Source organism: Paenibacillus sp. FSL H8-0332, assembly GCF_037963835.1.
Lineage (GTDB): Bacteria > Bacillota > Bacilli > Paenibacillales > Paenibacillaceae > Paenibacillus_AQ > Paenibacillus_AQ rhizoplanae.
Window position 1 is genome coordinate 3,900,533 of record NZ_CP150145.1, and the last position, 16,893, is coordinate 3,917,425.

Here is a 16,893-nt window from a genome sequence, read left to right on the forward strand (position 1 = left end):
TGTACAATTCATCTAGCTCAAAGGAGAGATTAATCATATGTCATCTTTATTCAGCTTGGCAGGTAAAACAGCAATCGTAACAGGCGCAGCGCAAGGTCTTGGACAAGGGATTGCCATCGCCTTCGCAGAAGCCGGTGCAGACGTAGTCTCCGTATCTCTTAATTCCAGTGACGAGACCGTAGCAGCCTGTGAAGCTTTTGGCGTCAAAGCACTGAGCATCGCCACTGACCTCAGCGACCATTCCAAGCTTCAAGGCATGTTCGACGAAGCCGTTGCCTTCATCGGCAAAGTGGATATCCTCGTCAACTGCGCAGGCATGATCCGCCGCACTCCGGCCAAGGACCACAGTGAGAAAGACTGGTTCGACGTCATTAACCTTAACCAGAACACCGTCTTCCTGCTGTCCCAGATTGCCGGCCGCCATTTCCTCGAAAGAGGCAACGGTAAAATCATCAACATCTGCTCCATGCTCTCCTACCAGGGCGGCATCAACGTGCCGGGCTACACAGCAAGTAAGCATGCCGTAGCCGGTCTGACTAAGGCCTTCGCCAATGAATGGGCAGGCTCCGGTCTGAACATCAACGCGATTGCTCCAGGCTACATGGCCACCGAGAACACCGCTCCAATCCGTGCGGACCAGAGCCGCTCCGACTCTATCCTTGACCGCATTCCAGCCGGACGCTGGGGAACTGCCGATGATGTGAAGGGCCCAGCCGTATTCCTGGCCTCCGCAGCTTCCGACTACCTGAACGGCCACATTCTGAATGTGGATGGCGGCTGGTTGGCTAGATAAGGAACCCAAATACAAAGAACCCCCGGTTGCTTCTTATGAAGCATGGCCGGGGGTTTTGTATGTTCCTTATAGTCTGCTCATGAGTTGAGGACGGGTTATGTTGTCCGAAATCCTTTGGAGACAGATCAGATTGCCAATTCCAAGAACCGCTAGATAGATCATCGACCCCATTAGCATGTTCGGAGCCAAGTAGATGATATTCAATACCGGGAACACAAACAGAAAGGACAACAGGCTTGTCACATACAAGCCCTGACGCGGAGTTCTGAGCCGCAGAGAAAGAATAGCTGCTATGAACATCATGGCTATGGATGAGAGCAGACTAACGGGAAACAGCAGGATAAGCTGTGCAGCCGTATAGCCTTGGATGGAGACAAGATCAGGCCTGATCAGCGCTGCAATAGTTATGCCCGCCAGCGTCAGCAGCGATGAGAGGGTCAGCATGACCGCCGTTACAAGCACTGGAATCATACATTTTGCCAAAAAGACCGGCCGGATCTGCAGAGGTGTAGACAATAAGGCTTCCCCTGTCTTATATACTTTCTCCCCGCCTATGGAGTACGCTATTAAGTTAGTCGGCACTCTCGGTATCATTAGCACGGTTAGCAGGACGGCGTAGTTGAGGTCAAGGGTTCCCGTAAAATACAGCAGCAGACACATCATAGCAACCGGCGAGAAGCACAGAAAAACAAAGCTCAGGAGCATCCTTTTCAAGGTCATTAGCATCTTCCATTCCAATCTCAAAACCATGCCAAACTGAGATTTCGGCAGAGCTAATGATAAACGCTGCTGATGTGCTCTCTCCGGCTTTGGGATGGTAATGGGCTGGAAGAAATCCGGCTGCCTCATCCTCCAGATCTTCGCTGCGAACATCGAAATAACCCAAAGGTAAATCAATGCACAGATACAACTTATGATCAGCGCCGATAACAAGTCCACGGTTCCTATAACCGATAGACAGATGACAAACAGAAAGCTCAGAGGATAAGCCATTAGCGACACCCGCTGGTTGGCCGCCCGCAAATCCCCTGATGTAGAGGAAGCATACACCCCGCCCATGCATATTGCACTATAATTCAATGCAGCCACTACCATGATGCACATCCATTGCCAAGGAATCAACGCTGCTCCGCCGCCGGCAAGAAAGCTCGTTAACGCGGAGCAAAGGACGGTAATAGTGAAGTAGCCCAGCGCAAAAAAGAAGCAGAATTCAAACTTCCTCCAGAGCATACTTTTCCCATGGATTGGACTGGATAAGAGTGTCTCCAAAGTGCGGTGCTCCCGTTCTCCCGCGATGCTGTCAGATAACATGGGCCTCAGTAAGATTGCCGTAAGTAATGCAGCTAAGCTTAAGGAGACTTCTACCCCGTGCATGAATATTGGAACGATTATACCGGTAATGCCGATGGACAGGCCATAAAAGAAGAGCATCCCTTTGTCACTTGTAAACTCAGCGCACTTCATTCGAACAACGGGATAGGATCTATTCATCGTCCTCCCCCCTGCTCCATATCCATATCCATATCCATATCCATATCCATATACAGCTTTTCAAGACTGAATTGCCCGTTCTCCAGGTAATGTTTGCTGTCTTGGAGCAGTGAGATGGAATCGGTAAAAATATTTCGCCCGTGCCGCAGAATCGTGATTCTATCGCATAGCTTCTGGACCTCTTCCAGATGATGCGTGGTCATAAGGATGGTGGTTCCCTCCTCCTTCGCCAGCCGCGATAACATCTTCCTTAGATCGGTTGTGCTGACAGGATCAAGCCCATTCGTAGGCTCATCCAGGATCAGAAGGTGCGGTCTATGCAGCATGGCCCGGATCAGGGCAACCTTTTTTCTCATGCCGGTAGACAAGCCCTTAACAATCGTTCGTTTCTTGTCATGCAGTTCAAATGTCCGCAGCAGCCCGTCAATACGGCTACTCGATTCGACACGGCTCATACCATAAATATCAGCGTAATACATCAGGTTATCCCAGACGTTCAAAGACTCATACAGCCCAACATCTTCGGATAAAACGCCGCACATTCCCCGCACGGTATTCCCGTCCCGTATAGGATTGCTCCCAAAAACAAGGATATCCCCTTCGTCCGGCTCCAGCAGACCAAGCAGCAAGCGAAGCGTTGTCGTCTTTCCCGCTCCATTATGCCCAAGCAGTGCATAGATCTCGCCCTCCGCAATACTCAGATCAAGGCCGTTTACGGCAGCCACACCGCCAAAGGACTTTCTGACACCTTCGAATTGTATGTTTCTCATACTCCTCCGCCTCACCTTTTAAATTATCGATATGTATAGCTTACTGCACATAATTGGTGTAGTCAACTATACAAAAATGGTGTAGTGAACTTGACTAAGCTCTTATCCGTGCAACATAATAATAGAGCTGAGGTGAACAGTATTATTTCGGGGGAGGTGGCAAGTTAGTGCAAACAAGAATACGCGAGCTGCGAAAAGAGCGGCGGATTTCCCAAGAGGAGTTGGCTAAGGCCTTACGCGTCACACGCCACACCATCACTTCAATTGAGAACGAAAAATATATCGCCTCCCTCCCGCTTGCCTATAAAATTTCAAAATTTTTCGGTTTGCCGATCGAGGACATTTTTGATTTTTCAGATGTGGAGGATATCGACTATGAAGTCTTTTGAAAAGGAGCTGCGGCGGCAGATCGTTATCAATTCATTCTACGCGGCAGGTATGGGGATAACCGTTATTGTGGCGTTTATACTCAAAGCGTTCGTATGGGGCAGGCTTGACACGCTGGACAGCTGGGATATAGGGATTCTCGCCGGTTTATTGTTCGGTTCGTGGATTACTGCCGCTCTCCGTATTGCCCGGCTCCGCAAGGCGCTCAAGGACCCTGAAACATTAGAAGCGTTACATATTGCAGCACAAGATGAACGGAACCGGATGATCGCCTTAAAAACTGGCCGGGCTGCTATACGTCTTTTCCTTCTTTTATTGGCTCTCTCTGCTGTCGTCGCCTCTTTGATTAACCAAACCGTGTTCTTAACGATTGCTGTGACTTTGATTACACTTCTGTGCTTGTACTTTCTGTTATCGGCATACTACTCCCGGAAAATTTAACTTACTGGGGCAATGGAGGCAAATTGCATGAACGAGGAATTATTAGCTACGTTTGATGAACAAGGGAACCGGACGGGGACGGCTCCCCGGGACGAGGTTCACCGCCAAGGCCTTTGGCATGAGACCTTCCACTGCTGGTTTGTCCGTAAGGACGAAGGCGGGCTGAGGATCTGCCTCCAGCTACGCAGTCAGGAGAAACGAGATTATGCCGGGCTGCTCGACATCACCGCTGCCGGACATCTGCTGGCAGAGGAGACGGCCTTGGACGGTATCCGCGAGGTCCAGGAGGAGCTGGGGCTTGCGATAGCTTTTGACGAGTTGCAGCCGCTGGGGGTCATCCCCTACCAGATGGACTCCGCCGGATTCATGGACCGTGAACGGGCACATGTATTTGTCTACGAGAACCGCTATGCGCTGAGTGCATTCACTCCGCAGCTGGAAGAAGTGGCAGGAATCGTTGAGGCCCGCTTCGCTGACTTCCGCAGCTTCATCTCGGGAGCAGACAGCAGCCTTCATGTGCAGGGCTTCCAGATCAACGGGAACGGTGAACGAACGGACATCGACGAGCTGGTGGACTTCACGCACTTTGTCCCGCATGAGCGTGAATATTTCAGGCGGGTGATTGAGGGGATTGAGCGGTTGTACGGTCCATCCACAACCTAAAGCATACTCAAAAGGCAGAACCCGTCGATGGGTTCTGCCTTCTTCTGTAACTCCATGTAACTTTGCTGATACATCTAACTATATTACGCGATTTAGCTGCTTCACTTATGCTTTAACTGCTGCACGCTTCAGAATTGCCAGTCCGTTCACTGCCAGCTTCAGCTCAGCCGGAGCGGCTGCGCCGGATTCTACATCGGTGTAGGCTTGTCCGTCCAGCGTCACTACTTGCTCGGAGCCGCTGAAATTCTGCACGAATACATACTCGTGCTCACCATCGGAACGCAGCTGGGCGGTTACTCCGGTCGGAAGCTCACTGTTCAGGGTGCGGCTGATCCGCTCTTTTCCGGTAATTGCGGCGTACAGATCCACATAGAACTGCGCGTCCTTCACACGTGTTGCCAGATGATATGCCTTACCTGCTCCCAGCTTGTTCACAGTGAGTGCAGGACGTCCGGCGTAGAAGTCGCTGCGGTAATGGCCCAACGCCTCGGCGCCTTCCAGATGAATCAGCTCGGCGATCTCATGCGCATCGTATTCCCCGCTCAGCTTCAAGCTGTTGCCAGGGTCCAGCACCAGACCGTTCAGGTCGCGGCTGTGCAGCCCTTCTGTCTCTTCGGCCCAAATGCCCAGCGTTCTGCGCAGCGGTCCAGGGAAGCCGCCCAGGTGACACAGATCGGTCTCGCCGACCACTCCCGACCAATAAGTGGCCAGGAAGGTTCCACCCTGCTCTACATACTTCTCAATCCGCTTCCCGTTCTCTTCGCTGATCAGGTACAGCATAGGAGCAATCACCAGCTTGTAGCCGGACAGGTCATCGCCTGAGCCTACGACATCCACCGGAATTCCCAGCTCCCACAGTCCCCGGTAATGCTGAAGCACAGTCTCTTCATATTTCAGGCCGGAATTGCGGATACCTTGGGCATCCTTCACCGCCCAGCGGTTATCCCAGTCGAACAAAATGGCTGTCTCAGCAGGAGTTGTTGTACCTACAACATCCTCCAGTCCCGCAAGAGTACGGCCCACCTCAGCTACATCCTTGAAGACACGGGTCTCCGTGTGTCCGCTATGGTCAATCACGGCACCGTGGAATTTCTCGCTGGAGCCGCGGCTTTTACGCCACTGGAAATACTGTACGGAATCAGAACCATGCGCAACTGCCTGGAGGGAGGACAGCTTGTGCATTCCCGGACGCTTCAGCTTGCTGACAATCTGCCAGTTCGTGAGGGAAGGCGTGCTTTCCATGAGCAGGAACGGCTTCTTTTTGAAGCTGCGGTACATATCATGGTGCATCGCTGTCCAAGCGGCCAAGCGGGCGTCATCATCGTCCTCGGTATATCCCCAGTCCGGGTAAGCATCCCACGATACCACATCAAGAATCTTAGCCATGTTACGGTAATCTACGCCGTCAATCATATGCATGTTGGTGGTCACCGGCAGATCAGGATTGAACCCGCGCACAGCGTCAATCTCATGCTGGCAGAAGTTGATCGTCTGATCGCTTACGAACCGGCGCCAGTCCAGGTTAAGCCCGTGAACCTGTGTCTCACCATGCGGAGCAGGGGACTCGATCTGTTCCCACGAAGTGTACGTATGGCTCCAGAAGGTAGCCCACCAAGCGTGGTTCACCTCATCCAGATCGTTATTGTACTTCGCCTTGAGCCAGTCTCTGAAGGCATCCTGACAGTAATTACAATGACATTCGCCGCCGAATTCATTAGAGATATGCCAGCCGATCACTGCCGGATGATGCGCATAACGCTCAGCCAGCTTGGAGTTGATCAGCGCTGTTTTTTCACGGTAGACCGGTGAAGTGAAGCAGTGATTATGACGGACGCCGTGCAGGTTGCGCACCCGGTTCCGTTCCACCCGCAGCACTTCAGGATACTTCTCGGACATCCATGCCGGACGCGCACCGCTCGGAGTAGCCAGGAAGGCGTAAATTCCATTCTCGGCAAAACGGTCCAGGAGCTGATCCATCCACTCAAAGTTAAATACCCCTTCTTCGCGTTCCAGGGAGACCCAGGAGAAAATCCCGACAGACATGACATTACAGCCTGCCAGCTTCATCATACGGATATCTTCTTCCAGCACCCCCGGATATTTCAGCCATTGCTCGGGACTATAGTCGGCGCCGTGAAGCATTACAGGAGCCTTGCTGCTGATTGCAGGAACTTTGCTGCTCATATTATTTCATCCTCTCGTTTAGGTGTGATGGTAGATGTCAGGATGGGACTTTTCACTGATACAATTTCTTCTGTAGCTCTGTCCCTCTTGCTTGTAACGATTGATACTATTTATAATAAAGGATAATCTGTGATCAATGGTAGGATAATAATAGCGTTTGCATAGCACAAAATGAATATGAGGTGTTCGCATGCTCCCCTTCTCTCTGATTGAAATGCCGCGTGACCTGAATGCTTTCCCTCTCTATCCGTACTCTGTCGGCCGTCATATCCAGTATCACCATGTGCGTCCTGCCGGATTCCCGGTGCATCAGATTTTTCTGATCCGCAGCGGCAGCGGGCGGTTCCGTGACCTGGAGAACGGCACCGAAACGGTGCTGCAGCCGGGAATGGCCTATGCATTTCCGCCTGACCGCGGGCATGAATATTATCCGTTATCCCACGAGCCGTGGCATGTCGGCTTCATCGGGTTCCACGGCAGCCAGTCCGCCTCTGTTCTGGAGGGTCTCGGCCTGCTGCCTTCGGCCCCGTTCCGCCTCGAACGGTTTGAGGAGTGCTGGGAGATGCTCGGCGGGATCTGGCACACGGTGAATGGGAACAGCTCGGCGCGTCAGGAGGAACAGTCGATGCAGGACTTGTCGGTGACGCTGTACCGGCTGCTGCTGATGCTGCGCAGAAGTGAAGTTTCCACAGGTGCAGCGACCCGGCTGGAGAACGAAAACGTCCGCAACGAGGCGCTGAACAAAGCAGTCAGCCTGATCAACGAGCATTTCACCGAGCCGCTGCTGATCACCAATCTGGCGGCGGCTGTCGGTTATTCCGTCCAGCATTTCCAGCGTCTGTTCCTGCAGGAATACGGCGTCACTCCGCATAAGTATCTCCAGAACCTGCGGCTGCAGCGCGCCATGCAGATGCTGACCGAGGACCCGGAGCGGCCTGTGCAGGACATTGCCCTCAACCTCGGCATGGAGACCAATTACTTCATCCGCGTCTTCCGCAAGGCCCATGGAGTAACTCCCGGGGTGATGCGCAGCCGGCTGCACAGGAGCACAGAATGACAGTCCGGAAGCGATCATAGCTCTGCAAGCCGTTTATATCCCCCCTGTGCCGCTATCCTTTCCCGCTGCCTAACCAAACTAGCAGGAGGCTTCGCACGCATTTCGCGACGGCTCCCCTGTCCGTTCAATATTGTTGTTCTAATTGCAACTTTGACCCCTGAATATCAGGGTGTTCAAGAGGATTGTTGCCCGAAATGCAGGAATTGTACTGCTCAGCCGCCTTAAGGCCGGGATATTCTGCTTTTGGTGCAACATTTTCTATTTGGTTCGAATGAGTGAGGAGAATGTTGCAATATAGGCAGGATTCCCACAAAGTCACCGCTAATTCTTATGCAAAACTCTAAGCACTGCTTGTATAACGCAAAAAAAACATCTGCGGCAGACTTCCCAAGAAGTCCTGACCGCAGATGTTATTCTGCATTCCCCCTGCTTATACCGCCGTAAACTGGCTGTTGTACAAGCGGGCGTAGTAGCCTCCGCTCTCCAGCAGCCCGTCATGCGTTCCGCTCTCCACAATATCTCCATCCTTCATGAACAGGATGAGGTCCGCCTCGCGGATCGTGGACAGCCGGTGGGCAATGACGAAGCTGGTCCGCCCGGTGATCATCGCCAGGAAAGCCTTCTGTATCCGCGCCTCCGTCAGTGTATCAATGCTGCTGGTCGCCTCATCCAGAATGAGCATCGGCGGATCAACCAGCATGACGCGGGCAATGGTGAGAAGCTGCTTCTGACCTTGGGAGAGATTATCACCCGAGGTGCTGATCTTGGTGTCATAGCCTTCAGGCAGGCGCTTGATGAAGCTGTGCGCATTCGCGGCCTTGGCTGCTGCAATCACCTCCGCTTTGGAGGCCTCCGGCTTGCCGTAAGCAATATTGTCGCGGATGGAAGCCCCGTACAGCCAGGTCTCCTGAAGCACCATGCCGAAATTGCGACGCAGACTGTCACGGGTGATGGAGGTAATATCTACTCCGTCAATCCGAATCGTTCCGCTGTCTACCTCATAGAAGCGCATCAGAAGATTGACCAGCGTGGTCTTACCTGCCCCGGTCTGTCCGACGATCGCCACGCGTGTGCCCGGCTTCACCTCCAGGCTGAAGTCCTTGATCAGCGGACGCTCCGGTGTATAGGCGAAGCTTACCTTGTCGAAGGTGATCGTTCCCCGGCTGTTCTCCATCACATAGGCATCCGGCTGATCCGGGGCCTCCTGCGGGAGATCCAGAATGGTGAAGATCCGCTGCGCCGAAGCTGTGGCGGACTGCAGCTGTGTAATAACGCCAGTAATCTCATTGAACGGCTTCGCGAACAGACTGGAGTAGATCAGGAAGCTGGACAGATCCCCAACGGAGAAATGTCCTCCGATGACCAGCACACTCCCGATCATCGCAATCAGCGAGAAGGTGATATTATTGACCAGCCGCGTGGTCGGGTTCGAGAGCGAGCCATAGAACTGCGATTTCGTCCCTGTCTGGTAGAGCTCATTATTCCGCTCCGCAAAACCTGCAAAGGAGCGGTCCTCGTAATGATAAGCCTGCACTACCTTTTGCCCGCCGACAATTTCCTCGACATAGCCGTTCAGCCCCCCGAGAATCTTGGCCTGCTCACGAAATAGCTGTTGGGAGCGCATGGTAATGAAGCGGGCGACGAAGAAGGTCGCCGGAGCAGACAGCAGCACTACCAGCGTCATTACAGGGCTGATATAGAGCATAAGTCCGATGGCCCCGGCAATGGTGACAATCCCGGTCAGCAGCGTGGAGAAGCCCTGTAGCAGCCCGTCAGAGACGGCATCCATGTCGTTCACGAACCGGCTGATGCTGTCGCCCTGGGGATGGTTATCATGGAACTTCAGCGGCAGGGCGTCCAGCTTGTCAAACAGCTCGCGGCGCAGGTCATAGACCGTGCGGAACGCCAGCTTATTCGTATAATAAGTGAGCAGCCAGCCGAAGAAGCTGCCGACCAGATACACACTGCCCAGGATCAGCAGCAGGCGCAGAATTTCCGGGAACTCCACCCGATCCGGTCCGATCATATGGTCAATGGCACGGCCAATCAGGAGCGGCCCGATCAGGCTGGCAACCACGCTCAGGATGGCGCAGAAGATAGCGGCATACGTTATTTTCCGGTACTCACGGGTATATTGAAACAGACGTTTCCAGGTCATTGTACTGGTCATTGTAAAGCCTCCTCGCTTGAGAGCTGTGACATGCAGATTTCCTGATAGACTGCGCAGCTCTCCAGCAGTTCCTCATGCGTACCGATTCCGGCGATCCGGCCTTCATCGAAGACGATAATCTGATCAGCCTGCCTTACTGTGCTCACCCGCTGGGATACAAGCAGTACGGTCATATCTGTACTGTTCTTGCTTAGTGCGCGGCGCAGTGCCGCATCCGTGGCAAAGTCCAGCGCACTGGAGGAATCGTCCAGGATGAGGATCGGTGGGCGTCCAACTACGGCGCGGGCAATGGTCAGCCGCTGCTTTTGGCCACCAGACAGGTTATGCCCGCCGCGTACCACCAGTGTATCCAGCCCTTCCGGCAGCCGGGTGATGAACTCCTCAGCCTGGGCAACCGCCGCAGCGGCCATGATCTCGTCCCGGGTAGCAGACGCCTTCCCCCAGCGGATATTCTCGGCAATCGTCCCGGTGAACAGCACCGCCTTCTGCGGCACAATGCCGATTCTGCTGCGTAGCTGCTCCAGCCGGTAGTCCCTTACATCCACACCCTCGACTCTAACTTCCCCTTCCACAGCGTCATAAAAGCGCGGAATCAGATTCACGAAGGTGGTCTTGCCTGAACCGGTACTGCCAATTAATCCAACCGTCTGCCCCTTGAGGATATCTACAGAGATATTTTCCAGGGCCTGCTCACCGGTGGTGTTATAGCCGAAAGAGACATTGCGGAAGGAAATAACCGGAGCCGTATCATCCCGCTTCGCAGCAGGTGTATGGGCAGGCACTTCGGCAACTGATGCCGTCATAGCCAGCACCTCATTGATACGGTTCGCAGACGACGAGGCTTTGGTGAACAGAATGACCAGATTGGAGACTACGATCAGGGCCAGCAGGATCTGGGTTACATAGTTAATGAATGCAATAATCTCACCCTGCGACAGACTCCCGGCTTCAATATGAATGCCGCCCACCCATAGAATGGCAATAATCGCCGCGTTCACTACCAGTGTCGTCATCGGTCCCAGCCAGGCAGAGATCCGTCCGACACGGATGGCCGTCTGCGTCAGATCCTCAGAGGCTTCATTGAAGCGCTGCTTCTCGCGGCGCCTCTCGGCGAAGGCCCGGATCACCCGGATACCCGAGAGATTCTCGCTGAGCACAAGCGCCAGCCGGTCCAGCTTCGCTTGATATTTGCGGTACATCGGAGAGCTGCGTGTAATGATGAAGTACAGAATGACTCCAAATACCGGAGTGGCAGCAATCAGGATCAGCGACAGCCGGAAATCCAGGAACATCGCCATAATAATGGCACCGATACAAATGAACGGCGCTCGGATTACGAGCCGGATCAGCATGGCTACTGCCACCTGCAGCTGGTTAACATCGTTGGTGATCCGGTTGATCAGCGAAGGTGTGCCGATAACATCCAGCTCCGCATACGACAACGAAGAGATATGCTTGAACATTTTATTGCGCAGCGAGGTCCCGAACCCCTGAGAAGCCCGCGCCGCATAATATTGACATACCAGGGAGCAGCCGAAGCCCAGAATAGCCATCACCACCATCAGTGACCCCATCCGGTAGACGTAGCTGCTATCCTGCTTGGCAATTCCGTTGTTGATGATCAGGGCTACAATGGTCGGCAGCAGCAGCTCGAGAATCGCCTCCAGCAGCTTAAAAATCGGCCCGATCGTCACTTCTTTTTTGTACGGTTTTAAGAAAACTGCAATTTTGTGCACATTCATCCTCACCTAACTTAGCGTAGTAAGTAATCCCTCTTGAAAAAAACAAAAGACCCGTTATGATTATGTCATACCTGCTTACATATTCATAATATTGGTTTCGTATCTATCCCATATGTATAACGTATGTCATATCCCTTACAAATGGAGGCTGTACTATGGATATCCGCCAATTAAAATATTTCCTGGCCATTGCCGAGGAAGGACAAATTACATCCGCAGCCCGGAAGCTGCAAATGGCCCAACCGCCGCTCAGCCAGCAGCTCAAGCTGCTTGAAGAGGAGCTTGGAGTCAAGCTGGTGGAGCGTGGACCGCGCAGTATCCAGCTGACGGATGCCGGAATGATTCTGCGTAACCGGGCCCAGCAGATCCTGGAGTTAACGGACTCCACCGCCCGGGAGATCAGCGATTATGCCAAAGGGCTGAAGGGCAGCCTTACCATTGGAACGGTCTCCTCTTCAGGCGCTACATTGCTGCATGAGCCGCTCACAGCTTTCCATAAAAGCTATTCAGGCGTAACCTTTGAAATTCACGAAGGCAATACGTTCATGATTATCGACCTGCTGAACAAAGGCATTGTTGAAGTGGGCATTGTCCGCACCCCGTTCAACACCAGCAATCTGGAATGCCTGTATTTTCATTCGGAGCCGATGATTGCGGTAATGACCGCTGATTATGACTGGGCCACGAGCCAGAGTGCTGCCCAGCTGGGCGAGCTGCAGGACAAACCGCTGATTATCTACCGCCGCTTCGAGCAGCTCATCCGCGAGACCTGCCTGGAGCACGGCTTTGGGCCACAGATCTTCTGTATGAACGATGATGCCAGGACAACGCTACTCTGGGCCAATGCGGGACTCGGGATCGGCATCGTGCCCAAGTCGGCGTTCGAGCTGGCCAATCACAGCAACCTGATCTACAAAGAAATCCTTTGCGAGAACCTGCGCACCCGTGTGGCAGCCGTATGGATGAAGGATAAGTATTTGTCCTCTATGGCGACCAAGTTCATCGAGACCTTCAAGTCACTCTGAACACGCTCAGGCCCCACAAAACATAAAAGACCCCGCGCCGGCCTAAGCAGCCAGTCGCAGGGTCTCTTAATAAGTAAGGGTCAACAGGCCGGCGGCAGCGCCGGTGTTAAACCATGATTTTGCAAATATCGTTCGTGAACTGCACCGGATCATTAACCTGCAAGCCTTCGATCAGGAGCGCCTGGTTGTACAAGAGGTTAGTGTACAGGCCCAGCTTCTCCTTGTCGCCTTCGGCCGCAGCCTTCAGCGATTTGAAGACATCATGGTGAATGTTGATTTCCAGCACCTTGTCCGCTTGCACATCCTGGCCGCCGTTAGGCATGGCCTTGAGGATTTTCTCCATCTCGATCGTCAGCTCACCTTCGGTGGACAGGCAGACCGGATGGGATTTCAGCCGCTTGGAGGCTTTGACCGCCTTCACCTTGCCGGACAGAATGCCCTGCATGGCTTCGAACAATCCCTTGTTCTCATTCTCTTCCTCTTCGGATGGCTTATCCTCGGCACTCTCTTCAATGCCTAAATCGCCGCTGGAGACATTTCTGAACTCCTTCTCCTTGTACGCCATGATCATCTTGATTGCGAATTCATCGATGTCATCGGTGAAGTAGAGAATCTCGTAGCCCTTGTCCAGCACCATTTCGGTCTGCGGCAGCTTCTCGATACGCTCTACCGATTCACCGGAAGCGTAGTAGATATACTTCTGGTCTTCCGGCATTCTCTCTACATATTCAGCCAGCGTCACCAGCTTCTTCTCCTTGGAGGAGTGGAACATGAGGAGATCCTGCAGCGTTTCTTTTTCCATACCATAGTCGTTATAGACCCCGAACTTCAGCTGTCTGCCAAAAGACTTATAGAACGTCTCATACTGCTCGCGCTCATCCTTCAGCAGGCTCAGGAGCTGGCTCTTGATCTTGCTCTTGATGTTCTTCGCAATCATCGTGAGCTGACGGTCATGCTGCAGCATCTCACGAGAGATATTGAGCGACAGGTCCTCGGAATCGACCATCCCCTTGACGAAGCTGAAGTAATCCGGCAGCAGGTCGGCGCATTTGTTCATAATCAGCACGCCGTTGGAGTAGAGCTCCAGGCCTTTTTCATATTCCTTGGTGTAGTAGTCGAACGGAGTATTCTCCGGAATGAACAGAATCGCGTTGTAGACCACTGCGCCGTCGGCACTGATGTGAATGTGCTTCAGCGGCTTGTCGAACCCGTAGCGCTTCTCTGCATAGAAGTTGTTGTAGTCTTCATCGGTCAGCTCTTTTTTGTTCTTGCGCCAGATCGGCACCATGCTGTTGACCGTCTGCTCTTCGGTGACATCGATGAATTCATTCTCGGCGCCCTCTTTGGGCTGTCTGCCGGTAATGTCCATCTTGATCGGGAAGCGGATGAAGTCCGAATACTTCTTGATGACCGATTTCAGACGGAATTCTTCGAGGAATTCATCGTAGTTATCGTCTTCAGTGTTCTCTTTGATCTTCAGCGTAATTTCGGTACCGACCGTATCCTTCTCACAAGGCTCAATTGTGTAGCCGTCCGCACCCTGGGATTCCCATTTGAACGCCTGCTCGCTGCCCAGCGCCTTACTGATTACGGTCACATCGTCAGCCACCATGAATGCGGAATAGAATCCGACCCCGAATTGACCGATGATGTTATGTCCGTCCTTGGCTTCATTATCCTTCTTAAAAGCAAACGAGCCGCTGTTCGCGATAATCCCCAGATTGTTCTCCAGCTCTTCCTGCGTCATCCCGATGCCGGTATCGGCAATGGTTAACGTGCGGCTCTCCTTGTCGGCGGTTACTTTGATGTAGTAGTCCTCTTTATTGAACACCAGATTATCATCGGCCAGTGCCTTGTAATAGATTTTATCAATGGCATCACTTGCATTTGAGATCAGTTCCCGCAGAAAAATCTCGCGCTGCGTATAAATGGAGTTAATCATCATTTCCAGCAGTCTTTTGGATTCAGCTTTAAACTCTTTTTTAGCCATGAATAAATGAATCTCCTTTCAATAGTAACCTTCGGATTGCGGAGCATCGTTTAGCACTCCACTCACTTGAGTGCTAACACTCCCTTTTATATAACATATTCTAGTTTTTGATGTCAATATCTTGCTGCCTAAGAAGTCCACAAAAAAAGAGATGAATTCTATTTTAGTCCATGTTAGCATTCGGATTGTACTTCATTTGACCACTCCTCCAGCCGAGGCCTCAGTACCTTACGGCGAGCTTCCCGGCGGAGCCTACGCAGTCGTAACCATCCCGCATACGGCTGAAGCTGTAGGGAAGGCATGGGCAGAGATTTGCCATGAATGGGCAGGATCAACATAGGCGCTTGTGTGGACGCTCCGCAAACAGAACGTTGTTCCCATCGCTGTTGTGTCCAGATTTTTTCATTCCCCCTTAGCGGTGAAAATCCGGACACAAAGGCGAACGCTCCGCTTGTCCACAATCATTCTGCCCGCTCCGCTGTTTAAGTGGGAAGCGGACAAAATCCCCCTAACGGGCGAAGTATACTGGTGCCTCATCGCCTTCTGGTGATATACTTCCAGCCCATTTGCCTTTTACACACCTCGTAGTCGATTTTCGCATACGTTCTAAAATCTTTCTTCCTTTTCTGGCGGTGCTCCTCCCATCTCTCACCAATTCAGAGCGTTTTCTCTCACCAACCGCTTGTATGAAGCAGCATTGTTGCAGGATTTCTCTAAAAATGTTACTGGCTATTGTACATTGTTGCATCAATTGCAGGAATTCCGGTGCTTAGAGCAAGTTAGAGCTGGCCTTGTTGCATTTCATGCAGGATTTCAGCATCAGTCGTTTCTATTGCGGTTCGGCCCCCTAATTGTGGAGACATTCTGCTAAAAACTCGTGTTTTCGCAGTTTCTCGTTTACAGCGTTATTTCTATCGGTTTTAGCTTGCCCGCTTTCCATGCGGCTTGGTATTGCTTGGGGCTCAAACGCTGCAAACTGCCATGAAAACGGCGCTCGTTGTAAAATTCAATATAGGCTGCGACTGCTTCATAGGCTTCTTCAAACGTTTCAAAGTACCTTTTTGCATACAAATCTCTCTCCAAAATGCTATGAAATGACTCAATGTAGGCGTTCATATTCGGCGTTTTTGGAGGAATTCGTTCATGCTCCAGCGGACGCTGTGTTTCCGCACACAACTCGCCAAAGACGTCACTTAAGAATTGCGGGCCGTTATCCGAACGGATGACCGGAGAGGGGTCTCCAGGCTGCAAACGCCTGTCTAGAGCCTCTCTTAACGTGGCACAGACTTGCTTGGCTGTACAACTCGCTCCCACGTGGTAGCCAACAATGCAGCGGTCAAACACATCAATCATATCAAAGATAAAAAAGAAGCGGTCGTAGCCATGAACATATCCATATTTAATGTCAATCTGCCAGAGTTGGTTGGGGCCGGTGACCACTCGATTTCGTGCCAGGTGCCGAGGGTATTTTACGTTCTTTACCGGCTTTTTCTGAAGCAGCCCGAGTTTCTTGCACAGCCGATATGCCTTCTTGTGGTTGAGAATTAAGCCCTGCTGGACCCACAGGGCGTAGGCGAGGTTCCGGTAGCCATAGCCGTTCTCCTCTCCCTCCACCAGCTCACTCAGCCATTCCTCGATCTGTAGGTCACTCACCCGCAGACCACCAGTGGTGAGGGAATAGGAGGGGATCGGACGGCCCGACGTCGTTATTGCAGCAGGGCCGCCTAGAAGCCCCGAGAGACGTTTTTTATGGGCATAGTAGGTGGAGGGTTGAACCTCTATAATCCGTAGCACCAATGTCACCGTATACCCCCGCTTTATCGTTTCGTTGGCCAGTTCGAGTCTGTCTTGTAAGCGGGGTTGGCTTTTTTTAGGAGTTCACGCAGCAGTTCGATCTCCAAATCCTTTTCGCCCAGTAGCTTAATGGCCGTCTCCATCTTCGTCTCCAGGTCTTGGACACGCTCCGCATCTTCAATCCGTTCCTGAACGGACGGGGTAGCCTCTTCTCCAAACCGTTCCTTGTAGAACTTCACCCAATTGGAAATCGTGCTGGGTGAGACGGAGTACTTTCGGGCGAGGAAGGAAATCTTGGTTCCATGGATCGCTTCTTGGGCTACTTTGATCCGCTGTTCGTCGTACAACTTGTTGCTTCTCATCGGCTCCACTCCCTCTTCTTAGTG

The 16,893-nt window shown here is 52.4% G+C and carries 16 protein-coding genes; 7 read left to right on the forward strand and 9 right to left on the reverse strand.

Features of this window, described 5'->3' with window-relative positions:
* Positions 1-37: 37 nt before the first annotated feature.
* Positions 38-793, forward strand: coding sequence for a 2-dehydro-3-deoxy-D-gluconate 5-dehydrogenase KduD (gene kduD, locus NST43_RS16850; RefSeq protein WP_339218223.1), 756 nt, complete (start codon positions 38-40; stop codon positions 791-793).
* A 66-nt stretch (positions 794-859) separates the two neighbouring features.
* Here kduD and NST43_RS16855 read toward each other — a convergent pair whose 3' ends face one another.
* The 3 genes from NST43_RS16855 to NST43_RS16865 form a co-directional block, all read right to left on the reverse strand.
* Positions 860-1,309, reverse strand: coding sequence for a hypothetical protein (locus NST43_RS16855; protein ID WP_339218225.1), 450 nt, complete (start codon positions 1,307-1,309; stop codon positions 860-862).
* A gap of 109 nt (positions 1,310-1,418) precedes the next feature.
* Positions 1,419-1,856: a hypothetical protein gene (locus NST43_RS16860; protein WP_339218226.1), complete on the reverse strand. Its 438-nt coding sequence runs from the start codon at positions 1,854-1,856 to the stop codon at positions 1,419-1,421.
* Positions 1,857-2,280: 424 nt separating this feature from the next.
* Positions 2,281-3,054 (reverse strand): ABC transporter ATP-binding protein, encoded by a 774-nt coding sequence (locus NST43_RS16865; protein ID WP_339218227.1) that lies wholly within the window; start codon positions 3,052-3,054, stop codon positions 2,281-2,283.
* Positions 3,055-3,221: 167 nt separating this feature from the next.
* On the opposite strand from NST43_RS16865, the gene NST43_RS16870 reads away from it, so the two are divergent.
* The 3 genes from NST43_RS16870 to NST43_RS16880 are packed head-to-tail and all read left to right on the forward strand — an operon-like array spanning position 3,222 to position 4,545.
* The gene (locus NST43_RS16870) at positions 3,222-3,443 is read left to right on the forward strand and encodes a helix-turn-helix transcriptional regulator (RefSeq protein WP_209989445.1); all 222 of its coding nucleotides are present in this window, start codon (positions 3,222-3,224) and stop codon (positions 3,441-3,443) included.
* Positions 3,430-3,882 (forward strand): hypothetical protein, encoded by a 453-nt coding sequence (locus NST43_RS16875; RefSeq protein ID WP_339218229.1) that lies wholly within the window; start codon positions 3,430-3,432, stop codon positions 3,880-3,882. The genes NST43_RS16870 and NST43_RS16875 overlap by 14 nt, the downstream gene beginning before the upstream one ends.
* Before the next feature lie 27 nt (positions 3,883-3,909).
* Positions 3,910-4,545 carry an NUDIX domain-containing protein gene (locus NST43_RS16880; protein WP_339218230.1) on the forward strand — a complete coding sequence of 212 codons (636 nt, stop codon included), beginning with the start codon at positions 3,910-3,912 and terminating at the stop codon, positions 4,543-4,545.
* Positions 4,546-4,650: 105 nt separating this feature from the next.
* Here the strand turns inward: NST43_RS16880 and NST43_RS16885 are convergent, their stop codons facing one another.
* Positions 4,651-6,729 carry a beta-galactosidase gene (locus NST43_RS16885; RefSeq protein ID WP_339218232.1) on the reverse strand — a complete coding sequence of 693 codons (2,079 nt, stop codon included), beginning with the start codon at positions 6,727-6,729 and terminating at the stop codon, positions 4,651-4,653.
* A 190-nt stretch (positions 6,730-6,919) separates the two neighbouring features.
* Between NST43_RS16885 and NST43_RS16890 the strand changes: the two genes are divergently transcribed.
* Complete coding sequence (locus NST43_RS16890) at positions 6,920-7,786, forward strand: AraC family transcriptional regulator (protein WP_339218234.1); 867 nt, start codon at positions 6,920-6,922, stop codon at positions 7,784-7,786.
* 430 nt (positions 7,787-8,216) lie between these two features.
* Here the strand turns inward: NST43_RS16890 and NST43_RS16895 are convergent, their stop codons facing one another.
* Both NST43_RS16895 and NST43_RS16900 read right to left on the reverse strand, forming a co-directional pair.
* Positions 8,217-9,956 carry an ABC transporter ATP-binding protein gene (locus NST43_RS16895; RefSeq protein WP_339218235.1) on the reverse strand — a complete coding sequence of 580 codons (1,740 nt, stop codon included), beginning with the start codon at positions 9,954-9,956 and terminating at the stop codon, positions 8,217-8,219.
* Complete coding sequence (locus NST43_RS16900; protein ID WP_339218237.1) at positions 9,953-11,692, reverse strand: ABC transporter ATP-binding protein; 1,740 nt, start codon at positions 11,690-11,692, stop codon at positions 9,953-9,955. The genes NST43_RS16895 and NST43_RS16900 overlap by 4 nt, the downstream gene beginning before the upstream one ends.
* Positions 11,693-11,853: 161 nt before the next feature.
* Between NST43_RS16900 and NST43_RS16905 the strand changes: the two genes are divergently transcribed.
* On the forward strand, positions 11,854-12,723 hold the full coding sequence (locus tag NST43_RS16905; protein WP_339218239.1) for a LysR family transcriptional regulator: 870 nt from the start codon (positions 11,854-11,856) through the stop codon (positions 12,721-12,723).
* Between the two features lie 106 nt (positions 12,724-12,829).
* On the opposite strand, the gene htpG is transcribed toward NST43_RS16905, so the two are convergent.
* Positions 12,830-14,713, reverse strand: a complete 1,884-nt coding sequence (htpG, locus tag NST43_RS16910) for a molecular chaperone HtpG (protein WP_339218241.1) — start codon at positions 14,711-14,713, stop codon at positions 12,830-12,832.
* A 151-nt stretch (positions 14,714-14,864) separates the two neighbouring features.
* On the opposite strand from htpG, the gene NST43_RS16915 reads away from it, so the two are divergent.
* A complete protein-coding gene (locus tag NST43_RS16915) occupies positions 14,865-15,053 on the forward strand; it encodes a hypothetical protein (protein ID WP_339218243.1) in 189 nt (62 codons plus the stop codon).
* Between the two features lie 557 nt (positions 15,054-15,610).
* Here the strand turns inward: NST43_RS16915 and NST43_RS16920 are convergent.
* Positions 15,611-16,516, reverse strand: coding sequence for an IS3 family transposase (locus tag NST43_RS16920; protein ID WP_209994904.1), 906 nt, complete (start codon positions 16,514-16,516; stop codon positions 15,611-15,613).
* A 14-nt stretch (positions 16,517-16,530) separates the two neighbouring features.
* Positions 16,531-16,869 (reverse strand): transposase, encoded by a 339-nt coding sequence (locus tag NST43_RS16925; RefSeq protein ID WP_209994905.1) that lies wholly within the window; start codon positions 16,867-16,869, stop codon positions 16,531-16,533.
* Between the last annotated feature and the right edge of the window lie 24 nt (positions 16,870-16,893).

Bases quoted from the DNA above. Each gene is read 5' to 3' on its own strand.
- kduD (WP_339218223.1), top strand. From the start codon at position 38: ATGTCATCTTTATTCAGCTTGGCAGGTAAAACAGCAATCGTAACAGGC.
- NST43_RS16860 (WP_339218226.1), bottom strand. From the start codon at position 1,856: ATGCATGGGCGGGGTGTATGCTTCCTCTACATCAGGGGATTTGCGGGC.
- NST43_RS16865 (WP_339218227.1), bottom strand. From the start codon at position 3,054: ATGAGAAACATACAATTCGAAGGTGTCAGAAAGTCCTTTGGCGGTGTG.
- NST43_RS16875 (WP_339218229.1), top strand. From the start codon at position 3,430: ATGAAGTCTTTTGAAAAGGAGCTGCGGCGGCAGATCGTTATCAATTCA.
- NST43_RS16880 (WP_339218230.1), top strand. From the start codon at position 3,910: ATGAACGAGGAATTATTAGCTACGTTTGATGAACAAGGGAACCGGACG.
- NST43_RS16885 (WP_339218232.1), bottom strand. From the start codon at position 6,729: ATGAGCAGCAAAGTTCCTGCAATCAGCAGCAAGGCTCCTGTAATGCTT.
- NST43_RS16890 (WP_339218234.1), top strand. From the start codon at position 6,920: ATGCTCCCCTTCTCTCTGATTGAAATGCCGCGTGACCTGAATGCTTTC.
- NST43_RS16895 (WP_339218235.1), bottom strand. From the start codon at position 9,956: ATGACCAGTACAATGACCTGGAAACGTCTGTTTCAATATACCCGTGAG.
- NST43_RS16905 (WP_339218239.1), top strand. From the start codon at position 11,854: ATGGATATCCGCCAATTAAAATATTTCCTGGCCATTGCCGAGGAAGGA.
- htpG (WP_339218241.1), bottom strand. From the start codon at position 14,713: ATGGCTAAAAAAGAGTTTAAAGCTGAATCCAAAAGACTGCTGGAAATG.
- NST43_RS16915 (WP_339218243.1), top strand. From the start codon at position 14,865: ATGAATTCTATTTTAGTCCATGTTAGCATTCGGATTGTACTTCATTTG.
- NST43_RS16925 (WP_209994905.1), bottom strand. From the start codon at position 16,869: ATGAGAAGCAACAAGTTGTACGACGAACAGCGGATCAAAGTAGCCCAA.